Source organism: Pseudemcibacter aquimaris (assembly GCF_028869115.1).
In the GTDB taxonomy this organism is placed as follows: Bacteria; Pseudomonadota; Alphaproteobacteria; order Sphingomonadales; family Emcibacteraceae; genus Pseudemcibacter; species Pseudemcibacter aquimaris.
Genome location: NZ_CP079800.1, coordinates 2,743,339 through 2,759,821 on the forward strand (window position 1 = coordinate 2,743,339; position 16,483 = coordinate 2,759,821).

The window sequence follows — 16,483 nt, forward strand, 5'->3', positions numbered from 1 at the left end:
TCACTAACATATTGTTAAAAAAGGTGTTTTAATAAAATTTTAACCATAATTTACGGCAATTTTTGCTCTAAACATGTTAAAAACTGCCGAGTTCATGATTTTCAATTTAATAAAAAATTATGGCGAAAAAATGCGCGTGAATCTTTTAGCGTGTAAAGACAGAAACAATTTCAAGGTGTGGTGCATATAAAAACTGATCAACGGGCGTTACCGCACCCATTTCAAAACCAGCATCAATTAAACTTTGCACATCCCTTGAAAAAGTAATCGGATTGCATGAAATCATCACCAGCTTTTGAATATCTGATTTAATGATTTCTTCCATTTGATGTTTTGCGCCCGCGCGTGGCGGGTCAATAATCGCCGCATCAAATTCATTAAGTTCATGTGGCAATAATGGCCGCTTAAAAAGATCACGAAGTTCCGTTGTAACCTTTTTAATGCCCGTCATTTGATTTGCACTTAATTTTAATGCGGTTAGCATTTCTTCGTTATTTTCCACCGCATGAACATTGGAACTATTGGCAGCCGCAATTGAAAATGTGCCGCACCCAGAAAATAAATCAACCACCTTTGACGCATCACCAATGCCATCAAGCATTGCATTAATAAGTGCATCTTGCCCTTGTTGGGTTGCCTGTAAAAATGAACCGGATGGGAAATATACTTTATTCCCTTCGAATGTCACATATGGCTTTTTACGTTCCGCGAGCAATTCATATTGCCCTTTTTTAAGTTTTGTATCAAACCAGCTAATACGGGCAAGGTCATGCTTTTCCGCGAATTCCGCAAGATCCATTCTTAAATTCAGGCTCGGGTCACCCTTGCCCTTTAACATCATATCAATGCCATTTTCAGCAAGGGTTAGAGAGACGGACATTTTTTCTTTTTTATCAAGAATGCCGGATATCAATTTTTTAATCGGCCCTATTAACGCAACCAATTCCGGTGCCAAGATCGGGCATTCAAAAACATCGATCAGATTATGACTACCTTTTTCTGCATAACCAAAAACAATATTTCCGTTACCACGGCCAATTGCCTGAAATGTTGTTCGTCTGCGGCTGCCCATCGGGCTCACTTTAATCGGTGCAATATCTGCATCCTTGCTGCCTTGGTGGGCAAGGGCCGTTCTGATCAACCCTTCTTTCCAGTTTTTATAATAATCAGCATTAATGTGCTGCAATAAACAACCACCGCATTTACCGAAATGTTTGCAAATGGGTTCCGCACGTTCGGTGGATTTCTGATGGATATGACGTAATTTTCCTTTTGACCCCTGAATTTTGGCATCAATAACATCACCCGGCACTGTGTATGGAATATAAATCGTTTTACCGTCCACCTCGGCTAGGCCATCACCACGACCACCAATTTCATTTATTGTTACTTTATGGTTCATATCTGGCCCCGATTAAAAATTCAATATTGCCTTCTGGGCCCTTGATCGGGCTTTGGGTTAAACCGATAACATTCCAGCCGTCCATGTCATCTCTAATCCAGTTTTCAATTTTGTCGCACACTTCTTTATGAAGTTCCGGTTCACGAACCACACCGCCTTTACCGACTTTTCCTTTGCCAACTTCAAATTGCGGTTTGATAAGCGCGATTAAAACGCATCCTTCAGCCGCCAAACTCATTGGCGCAGGCAACACGGTTTGAAGACCGATAAAACTAGCATCACAGACAATCAGGTTTACTTTTTCGGGCACCTGTTCATCGCTTAAATAACGGGCATTGGTTTTTTCAAGCACGACGACACGATCATCATTTCTGATTTTCCACGCAAGCTGCCCATGTCCAACATCAACCGCATAAACACGGTCAGCGCCATTCGTCAGGCACACATCCGTAAAGCCGCCCGTCGACGCCCCCACATCAATGACGGTCATTCCAGTTGGGTCAATTTTAAATTCATCAAGTCCCTTAACAAGTTTAAGTCCACCACGACTAACCCACGGGTGTTCTTTACCGCGGACTTCTAATGCGATGTCCTCTTTAACCTGCTGGCCTGATTTAAGGATTTTTTGCTCACCGGAAAATACATTTCCCGCCATGATATAGGCCTGCGCCCGTGAACGGCTTTCAGCAAGACCGCGGTCAACGAGTAATTGATCTACGCGCTTTTTAGCCATTGGCCTGTGAACTGCTCAGATCATTATGCCCAAGTGCATGAAGGGCCGTTCTGACGATATCATCTTTCACAAGGCCTGCTTCTTCATACATTATTTGCGGGCTATTTTGATCAATGAAAGTGTCAGGCAATTTCATAGTGCGAACTTTAAGCCCACCTTCCAGCAATCCTTCATTGGAAAGATAATCAAGAACATGGCTGCCGAACCCACCGATTGAGCCTTCTTCAATGGTGATAAGAACTTCATGTTCAAGTGCCAGCTTCCTGATCATTTCAAGATCAAGCGGTTTGGCAAATCTTGCGTCTGCCACGGTGCAGCTTAGCCCTTTTGCACTAAATTCATCAGCGGCTTTCAGCGCTTCTTCAAGTCTTGTACCTAATGACAGGATTGCAATCTGCTTTCCTTCGCGAACAATGCGGCCTTTACCAATTTCAAGAACGGTTCCTTCATCCGGCAGGTCCACACCAATGCCTTCGCCGCGTGGGTATCTTACGGCTGATGGACCAGCGTCATGGGCGGCGGCGGTTGCAATCATATGCATTAAATCCGCTTCATCCGCAGCAGCCATAACAACCATATTCGGCAATGACGCCAGATAAGTAATATCAAATGATCCTGCATGTGTTGGTCCATCCGCCCCGACAAGGCCTGCGCGGTCAATGGCAAAACGAACTGGCAAGTTCTGAACTGCCACATCATGAACAACCTGATCATATGCACGTTGCAGGAATGTGGAATAAATTGTTGAAAACGGTTTATACCCTTCGCAGGCAAGACCCGCCGCGAAAGTCACCGCATGCTGTTCCGCGATCCCCACATCAAAGCAGCGATCTGGAAATTCATCACCAAATTTATCAAGCCCCGTACCAGACGGCATCGCCGCATTAATGGCAACGATTTTTTCGTCTTTTCGTGCCTCGGCAATAAGGGCCTTGGCAAAAACGCTTGTGTAACTTGGTGCTTTAGCCGGTGATTTATTTTGCGCACCTGATTTTACATCAAATGTGGATACGCCATGGTATTTATCAGCCGCGTTTTCCGCGTGTTCGTACCCTTTACCCTTTTCCGTCACAACGTGGATCAGGATCGGGCCACCACCCGCATCACGTACATTTTCAAGAACAGGCAATAAATGTTCCATATTGTGACCATCGACCGGTCCCACATAATAAAAACCTAGCTCTTCGAATAATGTGCCACCTGTTGCCATACCGCGGGCGTATTCTTCGGCCTTACGTGCTGTATTACTGATGGGGCGTGGGAATTTTTTCACGATATTTTTCGCAAAATCACGAAGATTTAAAAAAGAGCTGGATGATAATAGTCTCGCGAGATAAGCACTCATGGCACCAACTGGTGGTGCGATTGACATATCATTATCATTCAAGATAACGATCAAACGACTTTTTAATGCGCCCGCGTTATTCATGGCTTCATATGCCATTCCCGCACTCATGGCACCGTCACCGATCACGGCAATGACATTTCGGTCTTCGGCATCATCAGCACCTTCAAGATCGCGTGCAACAGCCATACCCAGTCCCGCCGAAATGGATGTTGAACTATGCCCCGCACCAAACGGGTCATATTCACTTTCTTTGCGTTTTGTAAATCCGGCAAGACCGCCGCCCTTACGGATCGTGTGCATTTGTTCACGGCGCCCGGTCAGGATTTTATGGGGATAACATTGATGACCAACGTCCCAGATCAATTTATCGTCTGGTGTATTAAAAACATAATGAATGGCTGTTGTCAATTCCACAACACCAAGACCAGCACCAAGATGGCCACCGGTACGGGACACATTATCAATCATATCCGCACGTACTTCATCGGCAAGATCCTGCAATTGATCCGCATTTAACTTTCGCACATCCGCTGGGAACTTAATCTGATCCAATAATGGTGTATCTGGTTTATCACTCATAATATTATCTTTACTGCACCCTTAATGGGCCCTTTTTATGACGAAAGCAGCCAATGATTTTAGCACATCGGCGTTATCGTCAAACACATCCATAATCTGGATGGCCTCATCAATTAATTCATCGGCAAGCAACCTTGCTTTATCAGCACCCAATACGGATACGAAGGTCGCCTTGCCTGCTTCCACATCTTTACCGGCCGTTTTTCCAATTTTTGTTGAGCACCCCTCAATATCCAAAAGATCATCAACAATTTGAAAAGCAAGGCCGATTTTTTCCGCGTACTGGACTAATGCGTCACGCTTTTCGCCCTCTACTTTAGCCAAAATTGCCGCAGCTTCACAGGAAAAAACAATCAATTCGCCTGTTTTCATGTGTTGCATACGGCTTATTTCATCATGTTGCAAGGATTGATTTTCCGCGATTAAATCAATCATTTGCCCGCCAACCATACCTTTTGCGCCGATGGCACGTGAAAGCGATGTTACCAGTTCACATCTAACCGTGGGATCAGGATGTGTTTTTTCACTGGCAAGTATTTCAAAACCAAGCGTTAATAACGCATCCCCCGCCAATATGGCTGTGGCTTCATCATATTTTATATGTGTAGTAGGCTTACCGCGTCTTAAATCATCATCATCCATCGCCGGAAGATCATCATGAATAAGCGAATAAGTGTGAATACATTCGGTAGCAGCCGCAACACGCATGGCACTTTCATCATCAATGGAAAATAGCTTTGCCGCCTCAACAAGCATAAACGGACGCATGCGCTTACCGCCAGCGAGCAGTGCGTAACGCATGGCATCTATCACCCGTTCTTCCATTCCATCCGGTTTTGGAAGCAGTGACAACATTTTATCTTCGATTGTACTGGCGAAATCCTTTAACGATTTCTGTGCCAGTTCAGAATGGCATTCGGACATATTTATTCGCTATCAAGCGGCGACGTGCTTAACGAGCCGTTCCCTGATTTGGTAATTTTCTCAATACGGGCTGTGGCATCTTTCAACTTTGCTTCACAGTGCGCTTTAAGCTGTGTACCGCGTGTATAAATATCAATGGATTTTTCAAGCGAAACCTGTCCACTTTCAAGGTTTCTTACAATTTCTTCCAAGGCACCTAATGCCTCTTCAAATTCCATAGATTTAATATCTTCAGGAATATCAACTGCTTCATTTCCGTCTGCTGTCAAAATCTGCTCCCGCTCTTTCTTGAATCAATTTCACCCTTATAGCGGAAAAGCTAGTCCCCCATCAATGCAGAAACGTGCTTCTTTGCACATTCCCCAAGGATCGCAAGATTATACCCGCCTTCTAATGTGGAAATAATTCTGCCATTTGAATGTTTATCAGCAATTTTCATAATTTCTTTAGTGACCCAGTAATAATCATCCTCATCTAAATTAAGATCCGCAAGCGGATCCATCATATGGGCATCAAACCCCGCAGAAATAATGATTAAATCCGGTTTAAACTGATCCAGTTCCGGCAATATTCGCGCTTCATAAGCGCGCCTGAATGCATTGCTGCCACTTCCTGCCGCAAGCGGTACATTCACAATAACCCCTTTGCCAAAATCATGAAGATGCCCTGTTCCTGGATAAAGCGGGGATTGATGGGTTGATCCATAAAAAAGACGTGATGTATTTTCAGCAACCGTCTGGGTTCCATTGCCATGATGAACATCAAAATCAATGATCGCCACGCGGTGACAAAAATGAGTATTCCTCGCGTATAATGCCCCAATGGCAGCCGCGTTATATAAACAAAACCCCATGGCGACATCCGGTTCCGCATGATGACCCGGCGGTCTTACCGCACAAAAGGCATTGTCCGCATCCCCTGCCATAACCATATCGATTGCTTGACATACCGCCCCCGCTGCTTTTAATGCAGCCTTTTCCGAACCGGATGAAAGATAAGTATCACCGTCGATATAAGCATTACCCGTATCCGGGATATTATTTTTAATTTTGTCGATATGATCCCTGCCATGAACCAAGCGTATCTGTTCTTCTGTGGCGTCCTCGGCATTTATTTTTTTAAGATCAAAACCTTCCAGTGCAGCCAGAACAACAGAAAGCCGCTCTGCACATTCTGGGTGACCCAGTGGCGATACATGATCAAGGCAGTCATAATGCGTAAAAAGCGCGGTTGTCATTTTGCGGCCTTGGCGGCTTCGTATTTTTCTTTTTCTTCCTGAACCAATTCTTTTTTCGATAATTTACCAATCATCGTTTTCGGAAGTTCATCACGGAATTCGATCTGTGAGGGACGTTCATGTTTACCGATTTTCGGTTTGATAAATGCCATTAATTCGTCCTCTGTGATTGGGTTTTCTGTCACTTTTAATTTGACGAAGGCCTTTGGCGTTTCTCCAAGGTAATCATCGGGGATACCAATCACGGTGACTTCTTCGACCGATGGGTGATCATTAATGGCTTCTTCGATGGTGCGTGGGAACACGTTAAACCCGCCGACAAGGATCAAATCCTTATCCCGATCCAAGATATAGGTAAAACCATTTTCATCCATTTTACCCACATCACCAGTGCGCAAAATATCACCAATCATCACATTATCTGTGGCATCCTGACGTTTCCAATATCCCTTCATCACCTGTGGGCCGCGCACGCAAATTTCACCGACTTCCCCAACCGGAAGGGGAGTTCCCATATTTTCACGGTCCATTATGAATACTTCTGTCGCCGCCAGTGGAAAACCAATGGAACCGGGAATGCTGCCGCCACCCATGGGGCTGGCGTGTGTTACGGGGGATGCTTCGGTTAAGCCGTACCCTTCCGTAATTTCGAGGCCGAAACGATCCTTATAAAGATTCCATAAATCAACAGGAAGCGGTGCACCGCCCGACATTGCCATTTTGATATTTCCAATACCGATCTTATCAGCATCCTTATGATTGGCGAGTGCTGTATACATGGTCGGTACGCCGGAAAAGAGCGTGATATTTTCTTTGGTTAACAGTTTCACCGCATCTTCCAATTCAAATTTCGGCACAATCACGATACGCGCCCCGACTTTTAAGCCCATATTCAGCACAACCGTAAGCGCAAAAATATGGAAAAACGGCAGAAAGGCGGCCACATTTTCAGTGCCGAATTCAAGCATTTGCGGCCATACTTCAAGCTGTCGCATATTCACATAAAGATTAGTATGGGTGAGCATCGCGCCCTTCGGCACGCCCGTCGTCCCACCGGTATATTGCAACACGGCAACATCATCATCCGGATTAATTTCGACATCTTTACTGTTTCCAGAATTTTCAAATAACGCATTATAATCAACGTATGTTTCGTCCTTAATCACACTCGCAATAGCACTGCGTTTAAACAGTTTAAAAAGAATGTTTTTGGGAAAAGGCAGCGTTTCTGAAAAATTCGCAACAATCAGTTTTTTAATACGCGTCTGATCGACAACACGTTTCATCTTGGCATAAAGCGCATCCAGATCAAGCGTCACCATGATATCCGTTTCGGAATCTTCGACCTGATAAAGAAGCTCACTTTCAGAATAAAGCGGGCTATAATTCACGATCGTGCCGCCAATTTTTGCCACCGCAAAAAAGACAACGATGAATTGCGGGCAATTAGGTAAGAAAAGACCGACTTTTATACCCTTTTCAACACCCATGTCCTGTAATGCCTTGGCACATTTTTCGATTTTGCCCTGAAGATCACCATAGGTGCAGGTTTTACCTAGAAAATCCAAAGCAATATTATTAGGAACTTTTGGCGCGGTTTCATCAATAAGCGAATAAAGCGGTTTGCCAGTAAATTTCTGATCCCACTTAACGTGTTTTGGATAACTTTTTAACCACGGATGATCGCTCATATTTATTTTCCCTTATATTTTTTTATGCCATGTTATTTTTATCAATTGCGTAGAATAATTCGTCACCGGCTTTAATGGCTTCCGCCAGCCCAAGAACGGTTGGTACGATTTGTTCTGCATAAAATCTTGATGTGTTTATTTTTGCGTATAAGAAATCTTGGTCGCTGTCACCGCTATCCAATCTCTTGCGCGCAGCCACCGCCCCTTTTGCCAATAAATAACAGCCGACAGTCACACTTAACATTCTTAAATACGGTACTGACCCCGCCATGGTATTGCATATATTTTGGTTATGCTGGCTTAATAGCCATTCTGCACAATCCCTTGAAAGAATTGCCACTTTGCCAAGATTTCTTTTTATTGATGCAAATTCATCTGTTTCCGGCAATTCACCAACAAACGCATCAATTTCATCATGTAACGCCCGCCAATGAACACCATTATCAATAGCAAGCTTCCGACCCGTAAGATCCATTGCCTGAATACCGTTGGTTCCTTCATAAATCGCATTAATGCGGGCATCGCGGTACACTTGGGCAATGCCGGTTTCTTCGATATAGCCCATCCCGCCAAAAACCTGCATCGCGAGTGAAGAATTTTCAATACCAAGATCAGAACCATATGCCTTGGAAAGTGGTGTTAATAGATCCGCTAAACCATTATATTTTGCAGCGGTTTCCTTATCCGGATGATGTTTGGCCATATCAATCGATTTCGCGTTTAATAGCGCGATTGATCTTACCGCTTCTGTGGTTGATTTCATCGTCATCAACATGCGCCTGACATCAGGGTGTTCAATGATCGGTGATTTATCACGGGTTTTAAGGGATAGGCCCTGCACCCTTTCGCTCGCATATTCAAGCGCCATTTGATAGGCCCGTTCTGAACAGGCTACCCCTTGTGAACCCACGGCAAGACGCGCATCATTCATCATGGTGAACATGGCCATCATACCACGATTTTCCTCACCGATCAGGTAACCAACACAGCCATCATTATCCCCAAATGACATTGTACAAGTCGGGCTGCCATGAATACCCATTTTATGTTCCAGTGACACGCAGGTCAGCTCGTTTCGTTTGCCAATGGAACCATCATCATTCACCAAATATTTCGGCACGATAAATAAACTGATCCCCTTGGTACCCGCTGGCGCATCAGGAAGACGGGCGAGCACCATATGAATGATATTTTCCGCCATATCATGTTCGCCATACGTGATGAATATTTTTTGCCCCTTAATCAGATAAGTACCGTCATCCTGCTTTTCAGCTTTTGACCGTAATGCCCCGACATCAGAGCCCGCATTAGGTTCCGTCAGGTTCATAGTACCCGTCCATTCCCCCGTAATGAGCTTTTCCAGATACGTATTTTTCTGTTCATCCGTACCGTGGCTGTCAATCGCCAAAATCGCGCTGGATGTCAAAACCGGACATAAACTAAAGGCCGTATTGGCGCCCTCAACCATTTCCACAATCGGAAGCCCGAGGACATGTGGCAATCCCTGCCCCCCATATTCCGGGTTTGCGGTAATGCCGTTCCAACCCATTTCACAATATTGATGATAGGCTTCTTTAAATCCTGGTGATGTTGTGACCTCACCATCCTTTACGGTTGCGGGATGTTCATCACCCGCACGGTATGTCGGCGATAATACTTCGCCCGCGAATTTTGCCCCTTCATGTAAAATGGCTTCAATCAGATCATTGTCGGTATCTTGAAATTTTTCCAATGCCGTGACCTCGGATATTCCGATGACCTCATCCAGAGTGAATTTTATTTCTTTTACCGGGGCTTTATATTCGGACATAATATTCTTCTCTATTGTTGATACTGACTTGTTATGTCATGCTTTTACAATTATAGAACAGTATTAAAACCAACTTTTCAAGCATATTGTATCATGACGAACAAGAACCGCATACAGAAACCCGATAGCGACAGTATTAGAAGTGCTGCCGACTTATTGCGGGATGGAAATATCGTTTCTTTTCCAACCGAAACTGTATACGGGCTTGGTGCAGATGCGAAAAACGGTAAAGCAGTTGCAAAAATTTTTGCGGCAAAGAACAGACCCGATTTTAATCCGTTGATTGTTCATTTACCTGATCCATCAGCCGCTGAAAATTACGTACATATGAATGACGTTGCCAAGAAACTCGCGTCAGCCTTTTGGCCGGGACCTTTTACAATGGTCCTACCGTTAAATGAGGAAAGTGGTATTTCTGATTTGATCACGGCGGGGCTTGATACTGTTGCCATTCGCGTACCGGCCAATGAAGTTGCCCATCAATTACTGAAAGAATTTGATGGCCCTATTGCCGCACCAAGCGCCAACAAATCCGGACACATCAGCCCGACAACAGCTAACCATGTGGATGGTGAATTTGGTGATGAACTTGAAATAATTATTGATGGCGGTCCTTGCAATAAGGGCATTGAAAGCACAATCATCCAGATCACAGATCATGATGTGGTTTTATTACGCCCTGGATCGATCACACCAGAAGATATTAAAAATAAAACCGGTATTGATGTGATTTCGAGCTTAACACCAACCGATAATCCGGTCGCGCCCGGGCAATTAAAAAGCCATTATGCACCGAATGCAAAAGTACGGTTAAATGCCACAGGGCCAAATGATGGCGAGGCATTCCTTGCTTTTGGTGAAACGGCCCATCACGAAAATATGTTAAACCTAAGCCCTACTGGTGATCTTGAGGAAGCAGCCTCAAATCTGTTTTCCATGATGCGTGAATTGGATGATTTGGAATTAAAAACAATTGCGGTTTCTCCAATTCCACAAAATGGACTTGGAATTGCCATTAATGATAGATTATCCCGTGCCGCCGCACCAAAGGAATAAAAATTGACAATTGATAAAACCCATATTGATGCCTTAATAAAAATCGCTGGTGATAAAGGATACACAATTGATCCTAAAAGCATTAAACCACATACCGAAGAACCGCGCGGCAAATTTTTCGGTAAGACGTTACTGGTTTTATACCCGGATAGCACCGAAATGGTCAGTGATCTGGTCAAATATTGTTACCAGCACAACATTAAAATTGTCCCACAAGGCGGCATCACTGGCCTTGTTGGCGGTACGATTCCCGACCAGTCCGGCAATGAAGTTGTCATCAGTTTAAAACGAATGAACAAGGTTCGTGAAAAAGATTTGCTGAATAATACCATGACACTTGAAAGCGGTGTCATTTTATCAGATGCCCATGATATCGCCGCGAGCATGAACGCTATCATGCCGATGCACATCGCATCCGAAGGGTCCGCCATGATCGGTGGTAATATTTCATCCAATGCAGGTGGTATCAACGTCCTTAGATACGGCAATATGCGTGAATTCGTCTTGGGGTTAGAGGTCGTACTACCAAATGGTGATATCTGGAATGGCTTAACAGGCTTAAGAAAAGATAACACTGGCTATGATTTAAAGCAGCTGTTTATTGGCGCCGAAGGAACGCTGGGCATCATCACGGCTGCCACATTAAAAATTTATCCGGATCATAAACAGAAAAACACATCATTTGTTGCCATACCCGATCCGGATGCCGCCGTAACATTATTATCACTTGCCCGTGAAGTTAGTGGCGACAGCCTAATCGCATTTGAAATATTGCCGCGTATTGGCCTTGATTTCACAATTGAACATATGTCCGGATGCCGTGAGCCACTAGAAGCTAAATATGATTGGTACATGATCATGGAATGCGCAACATCGCTTTCATCAGATTTGCTGGACCTTGAAACGGTAATGGAACGCATTCTTGAAACAGCCATGGAACAGGGCCTTGTTCTGGATGGTGTCGTGCCAAAGAATGAAAAAGAAGCACGTGAACTTTGGAACCTACGAGAATTTATGTCGGAAGCACAAAAATTTGAAGGCGGCAGCATCAAACATGATGTTGCAGTACCCGTTTCCAAAATTCCGGAATTCCTTGAAAAGGGAACAGAACTTGTAAAGGCGGAAATTCCCGGCATTCGTCCTGTGCCATTCGGTCATATTGGTGACGGTAATATTCATTTCAACCTTTCACAGCCAACCGACATGGAAAAATCCGAATATCTTGCAAAATGGGAAGATATTAATCACAAGGTTCATGAACTTGTGGTGTCATTGGGTGGCAGCATCAGCGCCGAACACGGCATCGGAACGCTTAAGGCAGATGAACTTGCCCATTTCAAACCGGATGTGGATTTAAACACAATGAAATCAATCAAAGATGCGCTTGATCCAAAAAACATCATGAACCCGGGCCGGATTTTAAAGGTATAATCAATGACTGAAATCGCATATTCAACCTGTCCTCACGATTGCCCGTCCACATGTTCACTTGAAGTGGAAAAAATCGATGGCCAAACCATTGGTCGTTTAAGCGGTTCTGAACAAAATACCTATACCGCGGGGGTAATCTGCGCCAAGGTCGCACGATATGCGGAACGGACCCATCACTCGGAAAGATTAACCAAACCGTTAAAACGTGTTGGCCCAAAGGGATCCGGTGAATTTGAAGAAATCACGTGGGAAGAAGCGCTAGACATAACCGCGGATGCCTTTAAAAAAGCCGCTGACAAACACGGCGCTGAAACCGTTTGGCCTTATAATTATGGCGGCACAATGGGGCTTGTACAAAGTGCGGCGATGGAACGGCTGCGCCATGAAATGGGTTACAGCAACATGCGTGGCACAACATGCAGCGCGATTGTAAATGCAGGTTGGGTTGCGGGAACAGGCCGTAAAATCGGCCCAGATCCACGCGAAATGGCAGAAAGTGATCTGATTATCATTTGGGGCACCAATGCCGTATCCACACAAGTAAATGTCATGACCCATGTGGCCCGCGCCAAGAAAAACAGGGGCGCCAAAGTCATCGTCGTTGACCCATATTTAAATCCAACCGCAAAATCAGCAGACCAGCATTTATGTTTAAACCCCGGCACCGATGGTGCGCTTGCCTGTGCGGTCATGCATGTTGCCTTCCGTGATGGATATGCGGATCAGGAATATATGGCCAAATTTGCTGACGTTCCGGATGAATTGGAAGAACACCTAAAAACACGTACCCCTGAATGGGCCGCTGAAATTACAGGGCTTGATGTTCAAGAAATCGAAAATTTTGCGGAAAGTTATTGCAAAACGGAACGCGCCTATATCCGACTTGGGTATGGATTATCCAGATGCCGAAATGGTGCCGTGAATGTTCATGCAGTCAGTTCGCTTGCAACTGTTACCGGTAAATGGCCAACCAAAGGCGCAGGCACTTATTTCAGCAGTAGTGATCTTTATCATTTTGATACATCTGTGATTGAAGCGCCGGAACTTAAGAAAAATGGCATCAGAACCATTGATCACCCACGCATCGGTGCAGCACTTACCGGCGATAAAAGCGATCTTGCGGGTGGGGCGCCAATTACCGCCATGATCGTACAAGGCACAAACCCCATGTCCATCGCCCCCGATCAAAATAAAGTTCACAAAGGACTATCACGCGAAGATTTATTCCTTTGCGTCCATGAACAATTTATGACCGAAACGGCCATGATGGCGGATATCGTTCTGCCGTGCACAACATTTCTCGAGCATGATGATATTTATAAAGCGGGCGGGCATACCTATATTGGTCTTGGCCCAAAAATCATTGACCCTGTTGGTGAAAGTAAACCGAACGATTATGTCATTAACGAACTGGCGAAAAGACTTGGTGCCACGCACCGTGCCTTTACCATGACAACCAATGAAGTGATTGATGAAACACTTAGACTTTCCGGATATCCTGATCTTGAAAATATGACTGAAAACCACTGGCATGATTGTGAAGAAGGGTTTGACGGCCATCATTTTATGGATGGTTTCGGCTGGCTGGATGGCAAGTTCCGTTTTAAACCAGATTGGAAAGCAATCGGCGAGCGTGGTGATGAATTACCCGCATTACCCGATCATTGGGACGCAACCGATCCACGTGATGATGATCATCCGTTCAAATTGGTGACACCACCGGCACGTAATTTCTTAAATTCATCTTTCAATAACACACCGTCATCATTAAAGCGTGAACGTGAGCCATCATTGATGATCCACCCTGATGATGCGGCGATGAGAAACATTAAAAATGGTGACCTTGTTATCATTGGAAATAATCAGGGTGAGCTAAAAATAAAGGCGGAAATATTTGACGGCATCAATCCCGGCGTCCTGATTGTGGAAGGACTTTGGGCCAATAGCAAACATAATGGCGGAAAAGGCATCAATGTCTTAACCCATTCTGAAATTGCTGCCCCTGCTGGTGGCGCCGTTTATCATGACAGCGCCGTCTGGGTGAGAAAAAGTCCGTAATTCTTAATTAAACTTCCGTGACAATAGAGAATATTTATCCGAGTCAACTTGACTTTACCCATTGGTAAAGCTAGATTTTTCCCTGTCTTTTGACAAACCCATCTTTCTTGGAGGTAATATAATGAAAAATCTATTTATGGCGCTGGGGGCGATTGCGACAAGCTTTGCCACCTTCGGTGCTGTAGCAGAGGAACCAGGCACCGCAAACGGTGAATGGCATCACTATACTGGTGATGTAAAAGGTTCCCGCTATACGCCGCTTGATCAAATCAATGCGGACAACTTTGAAGACCTTGAAATGGTCTGGAACTTTTCAACGAAAAATCTTGGTACACGCGGCGAATATAAGCTTGAAGTAACACCGATTATGGTTGATGGCGTGCTTTACGCGACGGCAGGCACGCGCCGTACGGCAATCGCCCTTGACGGTGCAACAGGGGAATTAATGTGGCTTCACAGTATGCGCGAAGGCCTTCGTGCGGGTATGGCCCCACGTCAACTATCCGGTCGCGGTCTTGCCTATTGGTCAGACGGCAATGGCGACAATCGTGTTTTCTATGTGACAACAGGATATAAACTTGTTGCCCTTAACGCGCAAACTGGTGTTCCAATTGATAGCTTCGGAACAGATGGTAATGGTATTCTTGACCTTAAAATCGGTGCTGTTCAAGGCAACGAAGTACAGATCGACCTTGTGACCGGTGAAATCGGTCTTCATGCGACACCAACTGTTGCCGGTGATCTGATCATCGTGGGTTCCGCGATGAAAGAAGGCATGACCATTGATAACTACAACAACACCAAAGGTCTTGTTCGCGCATTCGACGTCAGAACAGGCGAAAAAGTATGGCAGTTTGACCCAATTCCACGTCCGGGCCAATTCGGTAACGACACATGGCTTGATAATTCATGGGAACGCAATGGTAACACAGGTGTTTGGACACAAATCACTGTAGACGAGAAAAACGAGCTAGTTTTCCTAGCGGTTGAAAGCCCTGCGTCTGACTTCTACGGCGGTCACCGTCCGGGTAACAACCTGTTTGGTGAAAGTCTTGTTGCTGTTGATCTAAAAGACGGTTCTTACAAATGGCATTTCCAAGTGGTTCACCATCCAATTTGGGACCATGACCTGTCATCTGCCCCACTTGTCATGGATGTAACCATTGATGGTCAAGAACGTGAGATTATCGCGCTTCCAACAAAGCAGGCATTCATTTACGCGTTTGACCGTATTACAGGCGAGCCGATTTGGGATATTCCTGAAATGCCAGTACCACAAGGCAGCGTGCCGGGCGAATGGTATTCACCAACACAACCAATGCCACCAATGCATCTAATGTATGGTCGTGGTAAGTTGGATCTGCCGAATGATCTGATCGACTTTACACCGGAAATGCGCCAAGCAGCCCTTGATAAAATGCATCACTGGGACTGGAGCAACGGTGGAATGTATAACCCACCAATCGAAGGTGATGTAAATGGCCTTCTTGGTGCGATTAACATTGGTGCGACATCTGGTGGTACAAACTGGCCGGGTGCGTCATTCGATCCTGAATCAGGTATCGTATATGCACCAGCATCACAAGTATTCCTTGATAACCTATCACTGGCACCACCGCCAGAGGGCTACTCAAACGTGAACTATATGGCCGGCCGTAAAGGTGAGCCATTCCGTATGCGTAATGCAGCGGGTACAGGTCAAAACCCTGATGCACCGGATGAAAAGCCGCAGTTCGAAGAATACGACTGGAGCAAACCACCAGTTGATATGCCATCTCTTTCAGTAGAAGGCCTTTCAATTCTGAAGCCACCATATGGCGTTCTTTCAGCGATTGACATGAACAAAGGTGAAGTGATCTGGAAAGTGCCACACGGTGAAACACCAGATAACGTTCGTAATCATCCAAAACTACGTGATCTTGACATTCCACGTACTGGCCAAGGCGCCAACGTTGGCGTGGTTGTGACCAAGACACTTGTGATTGTTGGTGATCAGCGCGTAACGAACCCTCGTGACCGTGAACGCGGCGCGATGCTTCGTGCATATGACAAAATGACTGGTGATCATGTTGGTGAAGTTTGGATGCCAGCGGGTCAATCCGGTTCACCGATGTCATACCAAATCGATGGTAGACAATATATTGTTGTGGCTGTTAGTGGCGGTGCATATCCGGGTGAATTCCGTGCATATGCCCTACCTGAAGATTAATCGGG

12 protein-coding genes are annotated in these 16,483 nt (G+C 45.1%); 4 read left to right on the plus strand and 8 right to left on the minus strand.

The window, feature by feature from the left end; all coding sequences use genetic code 11:
• Positions 1-145: 145 nt before the first annotated feature.
• From rlmD to KW060_RS12930, 8 genes are read right to left on the minus strand one after another with little or no spacing between them, the layout of a single operon-like run.
• Positions 146-1,402: a 23S rRNA (uracil(1939)-C(5))-methyltransferase RlmD gene (gene rlmD / locus KW060_RS12895; protein ID WP_249035799.1), complete on the minus strand. Its 1,257-nt coding sequence runs from the start codon at positions 1,400-1,402 to the stop codon at positions 146-148.
• Entirely contained in the window at positions 1,392-2,135 is a 744-nt protein-coding gene (locus KW060_RS12900; protein ID WP_249035800.1) for a TlyA family RNA methyltransferase, read from the minus strand. Before KW060_RS12900 ends, rlmD begins: the two co-directional genes overlap by 11 nt.
• Positions 2,128-4,062 carry a 1-deoxy-D-xylulose-5-phosphate synthase gene (gene dxs, locus KW060_RS12905; protein WP_249035801.1) on the minus strand — a complete coding sequence of 645 codons (1,935 nt, stop codon included), beginning with the start codon at positions 4,060-4,062 and terminating at the stop codon, positions 2,128-2,130. The genes KW060_RS12900 and dxs overlap by 8 nt, the downstream gene beginning before the upstream one ends.
• Positions 4,063-4,083: 21 nt before the next feature.
• Positions 4,084-4,986 carry a polyprenyl synthetase family protein gene (locus KW060_RS12910; RefSeq protein WP_249035802.1) on the minus strand — a complete coding sequence of 301 codons (903 nt, stop codon included), beginning with the start codon at positions 4,984-4,986 and terminating at the stop codon, positions 4,084-4,086.
• Between the two features lie 2 nt (positions 4,987-4,988).
• Positions 4,989-5,255 (minus strand): exodeoxyribonuclease VII small subunit, encoded by a 267-nt coding sequence (locus tag KW060_RS12915; RefSeq protein WP_249035803.1) that lies wholly within the window; start codon positions 5,253-5,255, stop codon positions 4,989-4,991.
• A 50-nt stretch (positions 5,256-5,305) separates the two neighbouring features.
• Positions 5,306-6,223 (minus strand): histone deacetylase family protein, encoded by a 918-nt coding sequence (locus KW060_RS12920; protein ID WP_249035804.1) that lies wholly within the window; start codon positions 6,221-6,223, stop codon positions 5,306-5,308.
• Entirely contained in the window at positions 6,220-7,914 is a 1,695-nt protein-coding gene (locus KW060_RS12925) for a long-chain-fatty-acid--CoA ligase (protein ID WP_249035805.1), read from the minus strand. Before KW060_RS12925 ends, KW060_RS12920 begins: the two co-directional genes overlap by 4 nt.
• A 22-nt stretch (positions 7,915-7,936) precedes the next feature.
• Complete coding sequence (locus tag KW060_RS12930) at positions 7,937-9,724, minus strand: acyl-CoA dehydrogenase (RefSeq protein ID WP_249035806.1); 1,788 nt, start codon at positions 9,722-9,724, stop codon at positions 7,937-7,939.
• A gap of 93 nt (positions 9,725-9,817) precedes the next feature.
• Here KW060_RS12930 and KW060_RS12935 point away from each other — a divergent pair, with 93 nt between their 5' ends.
• The 4 genes from KW060_RS12935 (at position 9,818) to KW060_RS12950 (ending at position 16,478) form a co-directional block, all read left to right on the plus strand.
• Entirely contained in the window at positions 9,818-10,780 is a 963-nt protein-coding gene (locus tag KW060_RS12935) for an L-threonylcarbamoyladenylate synthase (protein ID WP_249035807.1), read from the plus strand.
• A 3-nt stretch (positions 10,781-10,783) separates the two neighbouring features.
• Positions 10,784-12,211 (plus strand): FAD-binding oxidoreductase, encoded by a 1,428-nt coding sequence (locus tag KW060_RS12940; RefSeq protein WP_249035808.1) that lies wholly within the window; start codon positions 10,784-10,786, stop codon positions 12,209-12,211.
• A gap of 3 nt (positions 12,212-12,214) precedes the next feature.
• Positions 12,215-14,269: a molybdopterin-containing oxidoreductase family protein gene (locus KW060_RS12945; protein ID WP_249035809.1), complete on the plus strand. Its 2,055-nt coding sequence runs from the start codon at positions 12,215-12,217 to the stop codon at positions 14,267-14,269.
• 121 nt (positions 14,270-14,390) lie between these two features.
• Positions 14,391-16,478 (plus strand): outer membrane protein assembly factor BamB family protein, encoded by a 2,088-nt coding sequence (locus KW060_RS12950; protein ID WP_249035810.1) that lies wholly within the window; start codon positions 14,391-14,393, stop codon positions 16,476-16,478.
• Positions 16,479-16,483 lie beyond the last annotated feature (5 nt).

Excerpts from the sequence above, each read along its gene's own strand:
- KW060_RS12925 (WP_249035805.1), bottom strand. The coding sequence starts at position 7,914 with ATGAGCGATCATCCGTGGTTAAAAAGTTATCCAAAACACGTTAAGTGG.
- KW060_RS12920 (WP_249035804.1), bottom strand. The coding sequence starts at position 6,223 with ATGACAACCGCGCTTTTTACGCATTATGACTGCCTTGATCATGTATCG.
- KW060_RS12930 (WP_249035806.1), bottom strand. The coding sequence starts at position 9,724 with ATGTCCGAATATAAAGCCCCGGTAAAAGAAATAAAATTCACTCTGGAT.
- KW060_RS12950 (WP_249035810.1), top strand. The coding sequence starts at position 14,391 with ATGAAAAATCTATTTATGGCGCTGGGGGCGATTGCGACAAGCTTTGCC.
- KW060_RS12910 (WP_249035802.1), bottom strand. The coding sequence starts at position 4,986 with ATGTCCGAATGCCATTCTGAACTGGCACAGAAATCGTTAAAGGATTTC.
- dxs (WP_249035801.1), bottom strand. The coding sequence starts at position 4,062 with ATGAGTGATAAACCAGATACACCATTATTGGATCAGATTAAGTTCCCA.
- KW060_RS12935 (WP_249035807.1), top strand. The coding sequence starts at position 9,818 with ATGACGAACAAGAACCGCATACAGAAACCCGATAGCGACAGTATTAGA.
- rlmD (WP_249035799.1), bottom strand. The coding sequence starts at position 1,402 with ATGAACCATAAAGTAACAATAAATGAAATTGGTGGTCGTGGTGATGGC.
- KW060_RS12900 (WP_249035800.1), bottom strand. The coding sequence starts at position 2,135 with ATGGCTAAAAAGCGCGTAGATCAATTACTCGTTGACCGCGGTCTTGCT.
- KW060_RS12945 (WP_249035809.1), top strand. The coding sequence starts at position 12,215 with ATGACTGAAATCGCATATTCAACCTGTCCTCACGATTGCCCGTCCACA.